Origin of the sequence: Streptomyces sp. NPDC048436 (genome assembly GCF_043200355.1) — a bacterium.
GTDB lineage: Bacteria > Actinomycetota > Actinomycetes > Streptomycetales > Streptomycetaceae > Streptomyces.
In genome coordinates, this window is record NZ_JBICXP010000007.1 from 119,060 (window position 1) to 136,169 (window position 17,110).

Annotated in this window: 13 protein-coding genes; 2 read left to right on the forward strand and 11 right to left on the reverse strand. The window is 70.9% G+C overall.

Annotated features, from left to right (window positions below):
- Positions 1-27 precede the first annotated feature (27 nt).
- From ACGFX9_RS24320 to ACGFX9_RS24340, 5 genes are all read right to left on the reverse strand, one after another.
- Entirely contained in the window at positions 28-1,008 is a 981-nt protein-coding gene (locus ACGFX9_RS24320; protein ID WP_393475669.1) for a nucleoside triphosphate pyrophosphohydrolase, read from the reverse strand.
- Positions 1,009-1,054: 46 nt separating this feature from the next.
- Positions 1,055-1,720: a SurA N-terminal domain-containing protein gene (locus ACGFX9_RS24325; RefSeq protein WP_393475672.1), complete on the reverse strand. Its 666-nt coding sequence runs from the start codon at positions 1,718-1,720 to the stop codon at positions 1,055-1,057.
- Positions 1,721-1,850: 130 nt separating this feature from the next.
- Positions 1,851-3,401: a protein kinase gene (locus tag ACGFX9_RS24330; protein ID WP_393475675.1), complete on the reverse strand. Its 1,551-nt coding sequence runs from the start codon at positions 3,399-3,401 to the stop codon at positions 1,851-1,853.
- Positions 3,402-3,403: 2 nt separating this feature from the next.
- On the reverse strand, positions 3,404-3,976 hold the full coding sequence (locus ACGFX9_RS24335; protein ID WP_393475678.1) for a hypothetical protein: 573 nt from the start codon (positions 3,974-3,976) through the stop codon (positions 3,404-3,406).
- Between the two features lie 218 nt (positions 3,977-4,194).
- The gene (locus ACGFX9_RS24340; protein WP_393475681.1) at positions 4,195-6,315 is read right to left on the reverse strand and encodes an N-6 DNA methylase; all 2,121 of its coding nucleotides are present in this window, start codon (positions 6,313-6,315) and stop codon (positions 4,195-4,197) included.
- Positions 6,316-6,499: 184 nt separating this feature from the next.
- On the opposite strand from ACGFX9_RS24340, the gene ACGFX9_RS24345 reads away from it, so the two are divergent.
- Positions 6,500-7,273 carry a hypothetical protein gene (locus ACGFX9_RS24345; RefSeq protein WP_393475684.1) on the forward strand — a complete coding sequence of 258 codons (774 nt, stop codon included), beginning with the start codon at positions 6,500-6,502 and terminating at the stop codon, positions 7,271-7,273.
- 27 nt (positions 7,274-7,300) lie between these two features.
- Here the strand turns inward: ACGFX9_RS24345 and ACGFX9_RS24350 are convergent, their stop codons facing one another.
- From ACGFX9_RS24350 to ACGFX9_RS24360, 3 genes are all read right to left on the reverse strand, one after another.
- Positions 7,301-8,047: an N-acetyltransferase gene (locus tag ACGFX9_RS24350; RefSeq protein ID WP_393475687.1), complete on the reverse strand. Its 747-nt coding sequence runs from the start codon at positions 8,045-8,047 to the stop codon at positions 7,301-7,303.
- Between the two features lie 100 nt (positions 8,048-8,147).
- Entirely contained in the window at positions 8,148-8,888 is a 741-nt protein-coding gene (locus tag ACGFX9_RS24355) for an HNH endonuclease family protein (RefSeq protein WP_393475690.1), read from the reverse strand.
- On the reverse strand, positions 8,885-9,151 hold the full coding sequence (locus ACGFX9_RS24360; protein WP_393475693.1) for an MOSC N-terminal beta barrel domain-containing protein: 267 nt from the start codon (positions 9,149-9,151) through the stop codon (positions 8,885-8,887). The genes ACGFX9_RS24355 and ACGFX9_RS24360 overlap by 4 nt, the downstream gene beginning before the upstream one ends.
- Positions 9,152-9,214: 63 nt before the next feature.
- Here ACGFX9_RS24360 and ACGFX9_RS24365 point away from each other — a divergent pair, with 63 nt between their 5' ends.
- Positions 9,215-9,646, forward strand: a complete 432-nt coding sequence (locus ACGFX9_RS24365; RefSeq protein ID WP_393475696.1) for a nuclear transport factor 2 family protein — start codon at positions 9,215-9,217, stop codon at positions 9,644-9,646.
- A gap of 25 nt (positions 9,647-9,671) precedes the next feature.
- Here ACGFX9_RS24365 and mfd read toward each other — a convergent pair whose 3' ends face one another.
- The 3 genes from mfd to ACGFX9_RS24380 all read right to left on the reverse strand — a co-directional run bounded on the left by mfd (position 9,672) and on the right by ACGFX9_RS24380 (position 17,062).
- Positions 9,672-13,205: a transcription-repair coupling factor gene (gene mfd, locus ACGFX9_RS24370; RefSeq protein WP_393475699.1), complete on the reverse strand. Its 3,534-nt coding sequence runs from the start codon at positions 13,203-13,205 to the stop codon at positions 9,672-9,674.
- 486 nt (positions 13,206-13,691) lie between these two features.
- A complete protein-coding gene (locus ACGFX9_RS24375; protein ID WP_393475702.1) occupies positions 13,692-16,277 on the reverse strand; it encodes an ABC transporter permease in 2,586 nt (861 codons plus the stop codon).
- Complete coding sequence (locus tag ACGFX9_RS24380) at positions 16,274-17,062, reverse strand: ABC transporter ATP-binding protein (RefSeq protein ID WP_393475705.1); 789 nt, start codon at positions 17,060-17,062, stop codon at positions 16,274-16,276. The genes ACGFX9_RS24375 and ACGFX9_RS24380 overlap by 4 nt, the downstream gene beginning before the upstream one ends.
- Between the last annotated feature and the right edge of the window lie 48 nt (positions 17,063-17,110).

Consider the following 17,110-nt stretch of genomic DNA (forward strand, 5'->3'; position numbering starts at 1 on the left):
CGAGTTCGTCCTCAAACGCCGGACGGGCTAAAACCCCTCCGCGGCCAGCACCGCATCCCGGTAAGCCCGCGCCGCCCCCCGCAACGCCGCCTCCGGGTCCACGCCCTCCGTCTCCGACCGCAGCGCCAGCGCAAGGAGCTCGTAGCCCACGCCTTCGCCCGGCGGCAACTGCACCTCAAGTCCCGCCGTCCGCACCCGCGACGCCAGTTTCGTCGCCAGGGACAGGGACGGCTGGGCCAGGGGGATTCCCTCTGTCAGTGATGAGCGCTGCTTTTCCTCCGCCTTTTTGCGGAGCCAGTGGTCCTTCACGTCCTCCGGGGTCTCGGCGGAGTCCTCGCCGAAGACGTGCGGGTGGCGGTGGATCAGCTTCTCGACGATCGTGCCCGCCACGTCGTCGATGGAGAACGGCTCCTCATCGCCGGTGGCGTCCTCGGCGATGCGGGCGTGGAAGACCACTTGGAGGAGGACGTCGCCCAGTTCCTCCCTGAGTTCCTCCCTGTCGCCCTCCTCGATCGCCTCGACCAGTTCGTACGCCTCCTCAAGGCCGTACTTCGCCAGGCCCTTGTGCGTCTGCCGGGACGACCAGGGGCACTCGGCCCGGATCCGGTCCATGACCTGGACCAGGTCCAGGAGCCGCGCGCCCGGCAGGTCGTACGACGCCGGGAGCAGTTCCAGGTCCGGCATCGACACGCGGCCCGAGCCCGCGAGCCTCGCAAGGCCGTCCGTCAGGGGGCGGTCGCCCTCCGCCGTGGCGATGATCAGGACCGTGCGGTCGCCCGCGCACGCCTCCACCAGTTCCTGGGCGGTGGGCGAAGCCTGCTCCACGCGGACGCCCGCCTCGCGCAGATACGGCAGCTGCGGGTGCGCGGCGTCGGCGCACAGGACCTCGTCCGCCCCGTGCTGGGCCTGCCAGGCGGGCCAGGACAGCAGGCCGGGGGCCACGCGGTGGCTGGTGGTGAGGAGGATGACGCGGCCGGGGGCGTCGGCCGGGGGCGTGGTTTCGTTCACCCGTCGAACGTAACCCACGGCACTGACAGCCCCCTCCCCTACGTCCTTACGCCTGCTCGGGGGCCGCGGCGCCATCCCCGGAGACCTCGCGCACCCACGGCGTCTTGGTGTCCGCGCGCTTGCTCTTCTCCACGTCCCACCTGCCGTAGCGCGGGTTCAGGTCCACGTCCAGCTTCTTGGAGGCCGCGGAGAGCGCCTTCCAGAACACCGCCTGGCCTTCCGGCGCGTTCATGTCCGCGCCCAGGCTCTTCGCGAGCTTCTGCGCCTCGATCTCCGTACGGAAGCTGTCCTCGAGGCGGGAGGGCGCGACGCTGTACTGCTGGAGCCAGCCCTGTTCGAGGGCCTTCTTGCTGCCGGCCTGCTGTTCGAGGCCCGCCCGCATGGTCTGGATCTCCCGGCGTGACACGTCGACGCCCGCGTCGGCCGCCGCCTTGTGCAGCACCTTGTCCAGGACCATCGTGTGCAGCGTGCTGCGGGTGAGGCCGCCGGTCTTGGCGATGGCCTGCTCATACTGCTGCCCGTCCGGGATGGCGGCGCGCTGCGCGTCGCGCACCTCGTTCACCCGGCCCTCCAGCTGCGCGACCGTGATCCGGTCGTTGCCCACGACGGCCGCGGCGCCCGGATGCGCCTCGTTGCCGCAGGCGGTCAGGAGGGGGGCCGCGGCGATGGCCGCGGTGGAGAGGACGAGCGCGGTGCGACGGCGGCGGTGCAAGTGAGCCTCCCGGTCGAGAGATTGTGCGGCGGTGCACAAAGTCTTGCGGTGATCGATGTTAGGGAGTGGCCGGTCTCTCGGCCACCCATTCGACCAACGATTCGAGGCAAGTTGGGGTGCGTTCCCGCCTTCAACCGCGCACTTGTCCCAGCCACTGCAACGTACGCCGGATCTCCGCGGGGAACGGATGCCCCACCCCATGCATCCGTTCGGCGTCCAGAAGCAGGCGCCCCAGCGTGTCGTGGGCCGCGGCGCGGTCGCCGAGGGCGAGGAGCAAGTGGCCGATGCGGCGGCGGATTTCGAGGGGGCGCTGGCGGTCGTCGGAGGCGTAGCGGTTCTCGTAGTACGGGAGGAGGGCGCGGTACTCCGCGAGCGCCGCCGCCGGTTCGCCGAGTTGCTCCAGGCACTGCGCGGCCTCGTAGCGGAACTGGAGGGAGTGCGGGTCGGCCTGGCCGGACTCGGCGGCGCGCTCGTCGGCGAGGCGGCGCAGCTCGGGCAGCGCGCGGCGGTACTGCCCGTCGTCCATCAGGGTCGCCGCGTACTGCTTGCGCAGGGAGCGCACCACCGGGGAGTGCTCGCCGTGCTTGGCCGCGGCGGCGGGCAGGATCGAGCCGAGGATGTCGACCGCCTGCGTGATACGACCCTCGCCGAGCAGCCGCTTGACCTCGTCGACCGCGTGCACCACGTCGGTCTGGCTGCCGGGAGTCTGACGGTGGTCGGGGCGGTCCGGCTGGATGGCGGGGGCCGACGCGGGGGTCGCCGCGCGGTCGGGCCATGGGGCGTGCGGGCGCAGGAAGGGGCGGGTGGGGTCCAGCGGGCCGCCGGTGGGGATGCCACGGGCGGGCAGCAGCGGGACGAGGTCCTCGTAGACCTCCTGGGCGCTGCCGTACCGGTGCTGGGGGTCCTTGGCGAGGAGGCGCAGGACCAGGGCCTCCAGGGTTTCGGGGACCTCGGCGCGCAGGCGGCGGACCGGGAGCGGCGGTTCGTAGAGGTGGCGGTGCAGGACGCCGAGCGCGGTGGAACCGCTGAACGGCACGTCTCCGCTGAGGAGTTCGTGCAGCAGGACGCCCAGTGCGTACAGATCGGTGTACGGGCCGACCGCGCCGCCCATCGCCTGCTCGGGAGCCATGTACGCGGGGCTGCCGATGGGTGAGCCGGTGTGGGTGAGGCGGGTGGTGTCGGTGTCCATGACGGAGGCGATGCCCAGGTCGAGGATGCTGATGGTGCCGTCCTGCTTGACCATGACGTTGCGCGGCTTGAGGTCGCGGTGCACGATCGGCACGGCGTGCACCGCGGAGAGCACCGCGCACAGCTGGGCGGCGATCGCGACGGCCCACTGCCACGGGTAGGGGTCGTGTTCGGCGAGGTGGTCGCCGAGGTCCGCCCCGTCGACGTACTGCATGACGAGGTAGAGGTCCTCGCCCTCCGTGCCCGCGTCATGGACGGTGACGAGGCCCGGGTGGTCGACCTGTGCGGTGACGCGGCACTCGCGCACGAAGCGGCGGCGCAGCTCCTCGGCCTCGGCGCCCGCGACCCGGTCGGGGCGCAGGAGTTTGACCGCGACGCGGCGGTCGAGGCGTTGGTCGTACGCCGTCCAGACCTGGCCCATGCCGCCCTGGCCGATGAGCGTGGAGAGTTCGTAGCGCCCGGCGACCACACGGCCGCCCGTCCCCAGTGACACGGTCAGTTGCCGCCTTCCTGCTTGCGCAGGTAGTCACTGAGCTCGTCGAGCTCGGCCTGTACTTGGTGGATGCGGGCCGGTGCGGGGCGCGTGGGCGGGGGCGGCGTCTGCTGGACCGGCGGCTGGTGCGTCTGCGTGGGCTGCTGGTGGACGGGGGTGGGGGCCGGCTGCTGCGGATAGCCGTAGGCGCCCTGCGCCTGCAGCGGTGAGTAGCCCAGGTACTGCGGCTGCCGGTACCGGCTGAAATGACGTATGTCCGCGAAGAGGTAGTAGGCGATCGCGGCCAGCAGTGTGGTCAGCAGGACCACCATGCCCGCGCTGCCAGGACCCTGGAACTCGTCCTCGCCCGGGTCGACGCCTATCAGCACGAGAGCCGTCACGTCGAGCGCCGCAGCGAGCCCGAACAGGCCCCAGTCGTAGGACTTGCGCGTCACGATCGCGAGGCGCAGCATCGGCGCCCACGCGAGCAGCCCGCAGGTCACGACGGCGAGGACCACGAACATCACGCGCAGCGTCACATGAGTGCCGCCGGAGGGCGGCGGTGGGTGCTGCGGCGCGTAGCCGTGGCCGTGCATGGCTGCTCCTGGTGCCTGGTGCGGCCGTACGTACCCATGGAGGGAACGCGCGGCCGGAAGCCGAAATACGAGTCGACATACGGTCGACATACGAACGGATGCAGATTCGAGCGTATAGGCCGACAAGGAGAAGCGGTCCCGGGTTGTACCGAACCGTTGCCGTACTGGTCACGTCCCGATCGCACCCGGTCCGTCCCCCCGCCCGGAACCCGGTCGTCTCATTCCGGCGGAAGCGTGCCGTCCGTCAGTCCGTCGTGCAGGCCCCGCACCAACTGCTCGCCCAGTCGGCCCGCGAGGCGCAGGGAGTCCTCGAAGGCGGCGAGTGCGCGGAACCGCTCTCCGTAGCGGCGCTGTCCTTCGAGCGGCAGGCGCGGAAGCCGCAGGCGGCGGACGTCGAGCCGGGCCGCGGTGGAGGCGTAGCTGCTCGCCTGGCGGTTGTTGGCGGTGCCGCGCAGGAACCCGGCGAGGAACCAGGGGTCGAGGGCGGCCGGGTCGGGGCGCAGGAGGGTGAGCCCCCGGCCGAGGACGGCGCCCGCCGTGGTCTCGTCGACGACGCGGGCGGCGGTGCCGCCACCGGTCATCGGGATGACGACGTCGCCGGGTTCGGTCAGCACGGAGTCGGTGGGGCCGCCGGGGGCATCCGAGGCGTCCGCGGAGCCGGTGGGCGCGGTTCCGGCGAGCAGGTCGTGTTCGGTGAGTACGGGAATGCCGGGCACTCCGGAGCCTGTCCCCGTACGCAGCAACAGGGCTCCTGAACGGGCGAGTTCGCCCACGGTGGTGAGTGGCCTGCGAGTGTCTTCGGAAGCTGCCTCGGCGGCCTTCGCGGGCGGTGGCATGAGGTCGGCGGTCCGGCGCACGGCCTCGCCCAGCCGTTCGCGTACGGCGGTCAGCGCCTCGGTCCCGCCGTCCGCGGCCGGGGGCGGGAGGCGGCGGGCTGGCGCCAGGTCGACCTCGTCATCGAGGAGTTCGAGCACCGGTACGCATCGGGCGAGCCCGGGTTGTTCGTCGACCGCGCCGTGCTTCTCGAAGCGCCGCCAGACGTCCACCACGGCGTCCTGCACCGCCCGCCAGGCCTGCCGGTCCCTGCCGTCGGCCGCGGCGAGCCCCGCCGTCTCGACGAGGAGCAGCTCGGGCGGGACCTGCGCGCCCGGCACCGGCCTCTTCAGCACCCATACGTGCAGCGGGATGTTGTACGGGGGCGCCGCTCCGGCCGGCAGCGCGATCACGGCCCGCAGGGCGCCACGGCGAAGCAGGTCGGCGCGCACCCGGCGGCCCGAGCGGCGGGACGCGGCGGCCGGCGGCATCAGCAGGACGGCGGTACCGCCCTCCCGAAGCCGGGCCAACGCGTGCTGGACCCAGGCTAGTTCGGACTCCGTACGGGCCGGGAAGCCGTACTCCCAGCGGGGGTCGTAGGCGAGTTCGTCGTGCCCCCAGTTGCGTTCGTTGAACGGCGGGTGGCAGAGCACGGCGTCGGCCCGCGCCTCGCCGAAGGCGTCCGCACGCAGGGTGTCGGCGGCGGCGGCGCGCACGGTGGCGTCGGAGTGCAGGGCGAGGCGCAGCGCGGTGAGGGCGGCGAGTTCGGGGGCGCTGTCCTGCCCGCAGAGGACCTGGTCCGGCCGTGTCGCGACGGCACGCAGCAGGGCTCCGGTACCGCAGGCCGGGTCGAGCACGGTCGCGGCGGGCCCGGCGAGGGCGGCCATCAGCTCGGCGGGTCCCGCCGGGGTGAGCGTGTACTGCCGGGAGTTGGCGTCGATGTGCCGCCCGAAGAGGAACTCGTACGTCTGCCGGGCCCCCAGCTCGGCGGCGAGCTCGGCCACGCCACGCAACAGGGGTACGGAGGGCCGGAGTTGGCCCGCGTCCGGGATGCGGACGGCCTGCCGCGGGGTGCCGGAGCCCGGCGCGGCAGCCGCAGCCTCAGGGGAAGCCGCAGCCGCGGGGGAAGCGAACCGCGGGGTGAGCACGTCCTCCAGGACCGCCGGGAGCAGCTGTGCCATCCGTTCGTCCGACACCGCGCTCACCTCGAGCCACCGCGGGTGGCGGTCGCGCACGAGGAGGAGGGCGCACCCGGCGTGGAGGAGGGCGGTGACGGGGCCTGCGGGGTGGCCCGCGAGCTGCTGCCAGACGCGTTCCCTGAGGGGGACTTCGCCCAGCTTGCCCTGGGTGCGCAGCCACTCCTCGACTTCCGGGAGCGCGAAGGAGGGGCTGGTCTCGGTGCCGCCGACGGGCCTCGGGAAGTCGGGGTGGCGGCGGCGCCAGTTGCTGACGGCGGCCCGGCCGACGCCCGCGAGCCGGGCGATCCCGGCGGCGGTCACCTCTGTCGCGTTCTCCCGCTCCCCCACTGACTGGCTCCCCTCGGTCCCGCCGCCCCGCCCAAGCGCGCTGTGGCACCGAGCATACCCACTCCCACCGCACCGATCACTTCACAAGCATTAACCCAAGGTTCACAGCTTCTCGTGTTGACTCGGTTCACAGGCCTCTGCTGAGATGTGCACAGCACTTCCGAGTTCCCGTGGGGGGATCTTCATGCGACGTACCACTCTTGCCGCTGTGTGCCTGGCCGCCGCAGCGACGCTCGGCCTGACGGCCTGCGGCACCGAATCCGGCGGGGCGACCACCGCCAAGGACAAGCCCGCCGTCCAGCCCAAGAAGGAGGCGGGCCCGTTCCCCGGCCTCTCCGGGCCCGACATCGTCGACAAGGCCGTCAAGGCGACGACCGGCGCCTCGTCCCTCACCGTGAAGGGCGAGGTCCCGGACGAGACCGGCAACATCAAGCTGGACATGGCCCTCGACACCAAGGGGCGGTGCGCGGGCACCATGGGGATGAACGGCGAGGGCTCGGTCGAGCTGATCGCGAGCGCGAGCACCGTCTACATGAAGTACGACGAGGAGTTCCTGCGCGCCCAGAGCAAGGGCGAGCCCGCCGCCGACACCCAGGCGGCCGTGGACATGCTCGCGGACCGCTGGGCGAAGACGAAGGCGACCGGCGCGGACGCCAAGGACATCGCCGGGTTCTGCGACCTGGACGTCCTGCTCACCGACTTCAAGGACGTCAACTCCCCTGCTCGTAAAGGGAAGACGACCACGGTCGACGGCACCCCGGCCCTCATGCTCACCGAGCGCGACGGCGCCGACCGGTACACCCTCTACGTCGCGACAAAGGGCAAGCCGTACCTCCTGAAGGTGGTGAACGAGACGGCGAAGAAGCCGGAGAGCCTGACGTTCACCGATTACGAGAAGCCGGTCGACGCCACGCCTCCCACCGGCGACGTCGTGGACATCGACAAGCTCGCGGGCTGACGCCCCGGGACGGTCGTGGGGGTGCGGTCACAGCACGTGCCGCACCCACACGTTCGGCTCCACGTACACCGCGTACCCGCGCTCAAGATCGCAGTGCACCGGCACGAGCGCGCCCGGCACCTCGACCGGGCCCGCCGAGTCGAACGGCAGCCCGGTCCACGCCCGCCACTGCGCGGTCGAACCGGCCACCGTCATCGACGCGTGAGCCACCTTCGCGATGGTGCCGCCCGCCCGGACGTGCACGCGCAGCCACGGGTCGGCGGGCAGCCCGTCGTCCCGCTCGCGCTGTGCGTACGTGTCGATCAGCGCGGACGGTTCGAGGTGCTTGGCGTTCGGGCGCACCGGCGCGACGACCTCCGTGAAGCCACGCGCGCGTGCGTTCTCGCGCATCGCCGCGAGCATCCGCCCGGACAGGCCCCGGCCGAGGAACTCCTTGGCGACGGTGATCTCGATCGCGCTCACCGTGTCGGGCTTCCTGCCGTGCCGCAGGTCCGCGAACGCCCACAGCATGACCTGGTCCCAGCCGCAGTCAGGGAGGTCCCCGCGCCCGTCGGCGTGGAGCGCGAACGGCACGCTGTACGCACGTGCCACGACCTCGCCCCGCTCGTCCGTGGCGACCAGGACGTACTCGGGGAGATCCGTGACGATGCGCCCGATCAGCGACCAGGCGATGGGGTCGTGCCCGATGAACTCCGGCCAGGTGTCGTCCATGCCCCAGAGCGGGTCCGCGAGTTCGGGCCGCTCGGCCAGGGTCGTGATCTTCAGGTCGTCCATGCCGGGGACGCTAGCGGGCACGAGCCGCCCTGGTAAGCCATTTTTCGCGCACGTATACGAATACCGACCGTACCGATGTCAGCTGCCGGCCGTACCGACGTCAGCGCGCGTGGAACCGTCCAGGCGCGGCCGTCGCGCTGCCGCCCGTCGGCAGCTTCTCCTCGGGGCAGCCCGAAAGGACCCGCTTCATGGCGTCCCGTTCGGCGCCCGTCACCCACACCTCGTACTTCTTCTTCACCGCCACCTGCCGCGCCACGTACGCGCACCGGTAGCCCTTGTCCGGCGGCAGCCAGGTGGCCGTGTCGCCGTCCCCCTTGCCGCGGTTGGGGCCCGCGTCGACGGCGAGGAGGTTGAGCGGGTCGTTGGCGAAGGCGATGCGCTTGCTCGGCTGCCACTTGCCCGCGCCCTTCTGCCAGGCGTCCGAGAGGGCGACGAGATGGTCTATGTCGACCTGGCTGCGGCCACGGGTGAAGGTGACGTCCTTGCCGGTGTACGGGTCGGGCGCGAGCTTCCCTGAGGCCACTTCGCAGTCGCCGTCGCGGTACTTCACGTCCTCCAGGTCGCGCTTGAGGATGTCGTCGCGGGTGCCGCAGCCGTTGGAGTCCGTGTCCGCCCAGGGGCTGCCGAACCGGCCGCGGTCGTAACCGGTCTTGGGGGCGCGGCCCTTGACGGTGAGGGAGTCGACGGCGGCGAGCGCGGGGCCCGCCTTGGCGTTGGCGTCGGGTCCGTGACCGGAGGAGCCGCCGTCCTTCTCCTGGGGTGTGCAGCCGGTGACGGTGCCCGCGACGACGAGCAGCGCGAGCAGCGCGAGGGACGGACCCCGGGGGGCTTGGCGGTTCACTGAACGGTCACCTTCGATCCGATGGCGAGCGTGCCGGGCGCCACGACATCCGCGTACACCCCGTCCTCGTACCGCAAAGCCCACAGCCGGTCACCGGCCACGCCCCGCTCATCGAAGACGAGCCGCTCGCACCGCTCCCCCAGCATCGACTTCACCGGAAAACAGCCGAGCCCCACGACAGCCCCCATCCCCACGGCACTTCCCCTTCCCTGGTCCCTGGCCCACACGCCCTGACCCACACCGTAGCGAGTGGAGGCGTCCATGGCCTCCGTCCATTACGTCCGGCGTAATCGACGCTCCTCGCCGCCCGCGGCAGCATCAGGGGCATGAACTCCACGAGCCCCGCCGATGCCACCCGCGCCGTCGTCCAGAACTTCCTCACCGCCCGCCTGGCAGGCGACACCGACCGCCTCACCACCCTCTTCGCGGACAAGGTGGACTGGCTGCTCGCCGAGAACCCCGTCGTCCCCTGGATCCGTCCCCGCTCCACGGCGGCCGAATGCGCCGCCCAGGCGGCGGAGCTGGCCGCGCACACCGTCCCCGAGGACGCCGGCGCGACCCTGGACGCCTTCCTCGTCGACGGTCACGACGCCGTACTGACCGGACGCGTCGCCGGGACCGTACGCGCCACAGGCAAGAGCTTCGAAGGGCCCTTCGCGCTGCGCCTCACCGTCGAGGACGGCCGCATCACCCGGCACCACCTCTACGAGGACGGCGTGTCGATCGCCGCCGCCTGCACGCCCGACGCGGACGCCTAGGCGGCACAGGCCGCGCGCGAACGGGCTACGACCCCACGATCGTGGTCAGGAACTCCCCGACCCAGCCGAGGAGTTCACGCCCGACCAGCGGCTTCCCGCCGACCTTCGCCGTCTTCGGGCGTGGCACCAGGAGCTGGTGGGCGTTGGCCTTGATGACCGTCCCCGGATAGAGCCGCTTCAGGCGCAGCTCCTGCGACTCCCTCAGCTCCACCGGGGCGAACCGGATGTTGTTGCCCTGCAGCACGATCTCGCCGACCTCGCACGCGCGGGCCAGCATGCGCAGGCCCGCCACCAGGAGCAGGTTCTCCACCGGCTCGGGCAACTTGCCGTAGCGGTCGGTGAGTTCCTCCCGTACCGCCTTGACGTCCTGCTCGCTGCTCGCGGAGGCGATCGAGCGGTAGGCCGCGAGGCGCAGCCGCTCGCCGGGTGCGTAGTCGTGCGGGACGTGCGCGTCGACCGGCAGTTCGACCTTGACCTCCAGCGGCGGCTCCTCCTCCACGCTGCCGTCCATCTGCGCCCGGTAGTCGGCCACGGCCTCGCCGACCATGCGTACGTAGAGGTCGAAGCCGACGCCCGCGATGTGCCCGGACTGTTCGCCGCCCAGGAGGTTGCCCGCGCCGCGGATCTCCAGGTCCTTCATGGCCACGTACATGCCCGCGCCCATCTCGGTGTGCTGGGCGATCGTGGCGAGCCGCTCGTGGGCGGTCTCCGTCAGGGGCTTCTCGGGCGGGTAGAGGAAGTAGGCGTATCCGCGGTCGCGCCCACGGCCCACTCGGCCACGCAGCTGGTGGAGCTGGGAGAGGCCGAAGTTGTCGCCACGCTCGACGATGAGGGTGTTGGCGTTGGAGATGTCGATGCCGGACTCGACGATCGTCGTGGAGACGAGCACGTCGAACTTCTTCTCCCAGAAGTCCACCACCACTTGTTCCAGGGCCTGTTCGGACATCTGGCCGTGCGCCGTGGCGATCCGGGCCTCGGGGACGATGTCCCGCAGGCGGGCCGCCGCGCGGTCGATCGACTCGACGCGGTTGTGGATGTAGAAGACCTGGCCCTCGCGGAGCAGTTCACGGCGGATGGCCGCGCCGATCTGCTTCTCCTCGTACGGCCCGACGAAGGTCAGGACCGGGTGGCGCTCCTCGGGCGGGGTGGTGATCGTGGACATCTCGCGGATGCCGGTGACGGCCATTTCGAGCGTACGAGGGATGGGGGTGGCCGACATCGTCAGCACATCCACATTGGCGCGCAGCTTCTTCAGCTGCTCCTTGTGCTCGACGCCGAAGCGCTGCTCCTCGTCGACGATGACCAGGCCCAGGTCCTTGAACTTGGTCTCGGAGGAGAAGAGGCGGTGCGTGCCGATGACGATGTCCACTGAGCCGTCGCGCAGGCCCTCAAGGGTCGCCTTGGACTCGGTCTCCGTCTGGAAGCGGGACAACGCCTTTACCTTGACGGGGAATTGGGAGTAGCGCTCGCCGAACGTGCCGAAGTGCTGCTGCACGAGGAGTGTCGTCGGGACCAGGACCGCGACCTGCTTGCCGTCCTGCACCGCCTTGAACGCGGCGCGGACCGCGATCTCCGTCTTGCCGTAGCCCACGTCACCGCAGATCAGGCGGTCCATCGGGACCGTCTTCTCCATGTCGTCCTTCACCTCGGCGATGGTGGTGAGCTGGTCGGGCGTCTCCACGTACGGGAAGGCGTCCTCCAGCTCGCGCTGCCAGGGGGTGTCGGGGGCGAAGGCGTGGCCGGGGGCCGCCATGCGGGCGCTGTACAGCTTGATGAGGTCGGCGGCGATCTCCTTGACCGCCTTCTTGGCGCGCGCCTTCGTCTTCGTCCAGTCGGCGCCGCCCAGACGGTGGAGGGTGGGGGCCTCGCCGCCGACGTACTTGGTGATCTGTTCCAGCTGGTCGGTGGGGATGTAGAGACGGTCGCCCGGCTGGCCGCGCTTGGCGGGGGCGTACTCGACGACCAGATACTCGCGGGTGGCGCCCTGGACGGTGCGCTGCACCATCTCGATGTAGCGGCCGACGCCGTGCTGCTCGTGGACGATGTAGTCGCCGGCCTCCAGGGTCAGCGGGTCGATCGTCTTGCGGCGGCGCGCGGGCATCCGCTGGCCGTCCTTGCCGGCCGCCTTCTGGCCGGAGAGGTCGGTCTCGGTGAGTACGGCGAGTTTGAGCGCGGGGTCGATGAAGCCGAAGTCGATGGAGCCGCAGGACACGTGCACCAGCGACGGCGTCAGCTCGGCGAGGTCCCCGTCGAGGCGGGCCGCGATGCCCTCGCCGCCGAGTACCTCGACGGTGCGGGCAGCGGGGCCGTGGCCCTCCGTCACGTAGACGGTGCGCCAGCCGTCGGCCAGCCAGCCCTTGGTGTCGGCCAGTGCCTTCGCGGTGTCGCCGCGGTAGGTCTCAGTGGCGTGCATGCCGAGCTTGAGGGTGTCGTCGTCGAGGTGTTCTTCGTCGGCGGCGAAGGGCGAGACGGACCACCACATCATGCCGAGGTCGCTCGCGTGGTCCCGGACGTCCGCGATGCCCCACAGGGACGCGGCGCCCACGTCGATGGGCGCCTCTCCGCCACCGGCGGTGGCGGCCCAGCTGGCCTGGAGGAACTCCTGCGAGGTGGCCACCAGGTCGGCGGCCCGGGTGCGCACGCGCTCGGGGTCGCACACCACGGCCATGCTCTGCTCCGGCAGGACATCGAGCAGCAGCTCCATGTCGTCGACCAGGACCGGCGCGAGGGACTCCATGCCTTCGACGGCGATGCCCTCGGCGATCTTGCCGAGGAGTTCGCCGAGCTCCGGGTGCTCCTCGGCGAGAGCGGCAGCTCTCCTGCGCACCTCGTCCGTGAGGAGCAGCTCGCGGCAGGGCGGCGCCCACAGGCCGTGGTCGGCGATTTCCAGGGAGCGCTGGTCGGCGACCTTGAAGTAGCGGATCTCCTCGATGTCGTCGCCCCAGAACTCGACGCGGAGGGGGTGTTCCTCGGTCGGTGGGAAGACGTCCAGGATGCCGCCGCGCACGGCGAACTCGCCGCGCTTCTCGACGAGCTCCACCCGGGAGTACGCGGCTGCCGCGAGGGCCTCGACGGTGTCGTTCAGGTCCGCGCTCTCGCCGCTGCGCAGGGCGACGGGCTCCAGGTCGCCCAGGCCCTTGACCTGGGGCTGGAGGACCGAGCGCACGGGGGCGACGATGACGGAGACGGGGCCGGTCTCGGGGTCGTCGGGCCTGGGGTGCGCGAGGCGGCGCAGGATGGCGAGGCGGCGGCCGACTGTGTCGGAGCGGGGCGAGAGGCGCTCGTGCGGGAGCGTCTCCCACGAGGGGTACTCGGCGATGCCGTCCGGCGGGAGGATCGTGCGCAGGGCGGCGGCCAGATCCTCGGCCTCGCGGCCGGTGGCGGTGACGGCGAGGACGGTACGGCCGGTCTCGCGGGCCAGGGCGGCGACGGCGAAGGGGCGTGCGGCGGGCGGGCCGACGAGGTCCACGTGCGAGCGGTTGCCGTCGGTAGCGGCTTTGACCGCCTCGGCGAGGGCGGAATCCTTGACGACAGCGTCGAGCAGACCGTGCAGGCTCATGTTGGGCTTTCGCTTTCCGTCCAGGTTCAGGGGCACGCGGTGGGCAACGCGAACCGCCCGGCAACGTCATACGGGCCGGGGGTCTCCAGCGTACGACTACGCACTGACAGCCGCTGCGCGGAAGGCGCGTATCCAGCCGGTCCGCCACCACCACCCAGCCGGTCTGACACCACGATCCAGCCGGTCCGCCACCTCCATCCGGCCCGTCCGCCACCACCACCCAGCCGGTCTGACACCACCATCCAGCCCGTCCAGCACCTCCATCCGGCCCGTCCGCCACCACCACCCAGCCGGTCCGCCACCACCATCCAGCCCGTCCGGCGTTTGAGGACCGGGGTCTGGGGCGGAGCCCCAGGAACGGCGCGGCGGCTGCACGACCGCCGGACCCGCACACGCCAATCGGCCCCCGGCAGGCGCGAAGCCCGCCGGGGGCCGATTCCCCCGCACCCCCGTAGCGGGAGCTATTCCGCACCCCCGTAGCGGGAGCTATTCGGTAGCGATCGCGTTCAGCACATTCATGCGCCCCGCCCGGAAAGCCGGTACCAGCGCCGCGAACAGCCCCACGAACGCCGACCCCACGAAGACCGTGATGATCGTCGCCCAGGGGATCTCCAGGACCTTCAGGCCCTCCAGGGCCAGCAGCTTCTGGGCCGTGGCGCCCCAGCCCATGCCGAGGCCCAGGCCGAGCAGTGCGCCGAAGAGGGCGATGACCACCGACTCCATGCGGATCATGCGGCGCAGCTGGCGGCGCGAGAGGCCGATCGCCCGCATCAGGCCGATCTCTCGGGTGCGCTCGACCACCGAGAGGGCCAGGGTGTTCACGACGCCCAGGATGGCGACGATGATCGCGAGGCCGAGCAGGCCGTAGACCATGTTCAGCATCTGGCCGACCTGATCCTTCAGGGTCTGCTTGAAGTCGGTCTGGTCCATGACCTTGTACTGCGGGTAGTCGGACATGGCCGCCTTGAGCGACTTGTACGCCGCGTCCTGCTGGCCCTTGTCCGCCTTCGCGAACATGATCTCGTTCGGCGGCATCCGGTCGGCGGGCACGTACTTCGCCGCGGTCGAGATGTTCACGTACATCGCGCCCGAGTCGATCGAGGTGTCGCTCGACGTGAGGGCCCGGACCGTCAGCTCGCCCGTCCTTCCCTTGTCGAAGGCCACCTTCACCTTGTCGCCGACGCCGATGCCGTGATCCTTGGCGAAGTCCTCGCCGACCGACATGGAGTCCGGCTTGTAGGCGTCGGCGAGCTTCCCCGCGACCGTCTCGGCGCGCAGGTCCTGTGCGTACGTCGGGTCGGCGGCGCTCAGGCCCACACCCTTGGCGACCTTGCCGTTCGCGGCCGTCAGGTCCGCCTTGACGTCCTTGTACTGGGTGATGTGGGCGACGTGCTCCGCCTTCTCCAGGGACTTCGCGGCCTTCGGAGTGATCGCCTGGCCGTTGTCGGACTGGATGATGAAGTCCGCGCCGACCGACTTGTCGAGCTCGTCCGTGGCCGAGGCGACCATCGAGGAGCCGACCACGGAGAGGCACGCGACCAGGGCGAGGCCGATCATCAGGGCCGCGCCGGTGGCGCCGGTGCGGCGCGGGTTGCGCAGGGCGTTGCGCTCGGCCATCCGTCCCACGGGGCCGAACATCCGCAGGAGCAGGACGCTGATGACGCGGACCACGCCGTTCGCCAGGACCGGGCCGATGACGACGAAGCCGATGAGGGTCAGGACCACACCGCCGCCGAGGAACAGCGAGCCCTCGCTCGCCTTGTCCGCCTGCGATGCGGTGTAGAGGCCGAAGACGCCGGCGCCGGTGAGGACCAGGCCGATCAGGGCGCGCAGTGCGCTCGCCTTGCCGTCGGCCGGGGTCCCGGCGTCACGCAGGGCTGCCATCGGGGAGACCTTGGCGGCGCGCCGTGCCGGGAGATAGGCGGCCAGGACGGTGACGACGATGCCGAGGACCATGCCCACCACGGGCGTCGTCCACTTCACCGTGAGGTCCTGGGTGGACAGTTCCATGCCCATGCCGGACATGAGCTGCATCAGGCCGACGGCGAGTCCGACGCCCGCTCCGACCCCGAGGATGGAGCCGAAGACGCCGAGCAGCAGCGCCTCGACGAGCACGGACCGGTTGACCTGCTTGCGGCTCGATCCGATGGCGCGCATCAGGCCGATCTCGCGAGTGCGCTGGGCGACCAGCATCGAGAAGGTGTTGATGATGAGGAAGATGCCGACGAGGAAGGCGATTCCGGCGAAGCCGAGCATCGCGTACTTCATGACGTCGAGGAATCCGCTGACGCTCTCGCGGCCGTCGTCCGAAGTCTCCTGCTGCGTCTTGACCTTGTACGCGGACGCCTCGGCGCCCATGGTCTCGGTGACGTTCCGCTTGAGCTGCGTGTCGCTGACGCCCGTCTCGGCGCTCACGTTGACCTGCGTGAACTTGTCCGTGGAGCCGATGAGTTCACGCTGTGCGGTCGCGGTGTCGAAGTAGACGATCGCGGCACCGGGGTTGGTCACCTTGAAGGTGGCTATCCCGGAGATCTTCGCGGTGTGGTCGCCGGCGACGGCGATGGTGCGCAGCTCGTCACCGATCTTGAGGTCGTGCTTGTCGGCGGTGTCGGAGTCGACCATCACGTCGGTGGGACCGCGCGGGGCGTGCCCGGAGGTGATGTCCATCGAACGCAGGTCGTTGTGCGTCCAGTTGCCAGCGATGGTCGGGCCGCCGCCGGTGGGACCGACGTTCTCCTTCTTCGAGTTGACGACGGTGACGGCGGTGCTGCTGACCGCGCCCTCCGCGGACTTCACGCCCTGCGCCTTCTTCGTCCGCTCGACGACCGATGCGGGCATCGACTCGGGCCTGCCGCTGTCGGGCGTCTCGCCCGTGTCCGCGGCGTTCTTGTTGGTGACGGTGACGTCGGCGGACGTCGCGGCGAAGAGCTTGTCGAACGTCGTGTTCATCGTGTCGGAGAAGACGAGCGTGCCGCAGACGAACGCCACCGACAGAACCACGGCCACGGCGGAGAGCGCCATGCGGCCCTTGTGCGCGAAGAAGTTGCGCATCGAGGTCTTGAGGACGGTCATGACGTACGCCCCCGAGCGTCGAAGTCCTTCATGCGGTCGAGGACGGACTCGGCGGTCGGCGAGTACATCTCGTCGACGATCCGGCCGTCCGCGAGATAGAGGACCCGGTCCGCGTACGAGGCGGCCACCGGGTCGTGCGTGACCATCACGATGGTCTGGCCGAGCTCGGTCACCGACTTGCGCAGGAAGCCCAACACCTCAGCTCCCGCACGGGAGTCGAGGTTGCCGGTCGGCTCGTCACCGAAGATGATCTCGGGTCGCGCTGCGAGCGCGCGGGCCACGGCGACGCGCTGCTGCTGGCCGCCGGAGAGCTCGGTCGGCCGGTGCTTGAGGCGGCCCGCGAGGCCTACGGTCTCCACGACCTGGTCCAGCCAGCCGCGGTCGGGCTTGCGGCCCGCGATGTCCATCGGGAGCGTGATGTTCTCGAGGGCGTTGAGCGTCGGCAGGAGGTTGAACGCCTGGAAGATGAAGCCGATCCGGTCCCGGCGAAGCTGCGTGAGCTTCTTGTCCTTCAGGCCGGTGATCTCGGTCTCGTCGAGGTAGATCTGCCCGGACGAGACGGTGTCGAGGCCCGCGAGGCAGTGCATCAGGGTCGACTTGCCGGAGCCGGAGGGGCCCATGATCGCGGTGAACTGCCCGCGGGCGATGTCCACATCGATCTCGTCGAGCGCGACGACCCGGGTCTCCCCTGATCCGTACGCCTTCACGACCTGGCGCGCCCGTGCCACCACGGCCGTACGCCCTCCAGTGCCCCCGTGCCTGGGAATGGTTACAGCCGATGTCACGGTAAGTCTCCTAAGTCGGTTACGCGGTGGGTCAGGCGGTTACGCGGT

Coding starts and splice junctions, on each gene's coding strand:
- ACGFX9_RS24335 (WP_393475678.1), bottom strand. CDS start 3,976: ATGCACGGCCACGGCTACGCGCCGCAGCACCCACCGCCGCCCTCCGGC.
- ACGFX9_RS24345 (WP_393475684.1), top strand. CDS start 6,500: ATGCGACGTACCACTCTTGCCGCTGTGTGCCTGGCCGCCGCAGCGACG.
- ACGFX9_RS24350 (WP_393475687.1), bottom strand. CDS start 8,047: ATGGACGACCTGAAGATCACGACCCTGGCCGAGCGGCCCGAACTCGCG.
- ACGFX9_RS24360 (WP_393475693.1), bottom strand. CDS start 9,151: ATGGACGCCTCCACTCGCTACGGTGTGGGTCAGGGCGTGTGGGCCAGG.
- ACGFX9_RS24365 (WP_393475696.1), top strand. CDS start 9,215: ATGAACTCCACGAGCCCCGCCGATGCCACCCGCGCCGTCGTCCAGAAC.
- mfd (WP_393475699.1), bottom strand. CDS start 13,205: ATGAGCCTGCACGGTCTGCTCGACGCTGTCGTCAAGGATTCCGCCCTC.
- ACGFX9_RS24375 (WP_393475702.1), bottom strand. CDS start 16,277: ATGACCGTCCTCAAGACCTCGATGCGCAACTTCTTCGCGCACAAGGGC.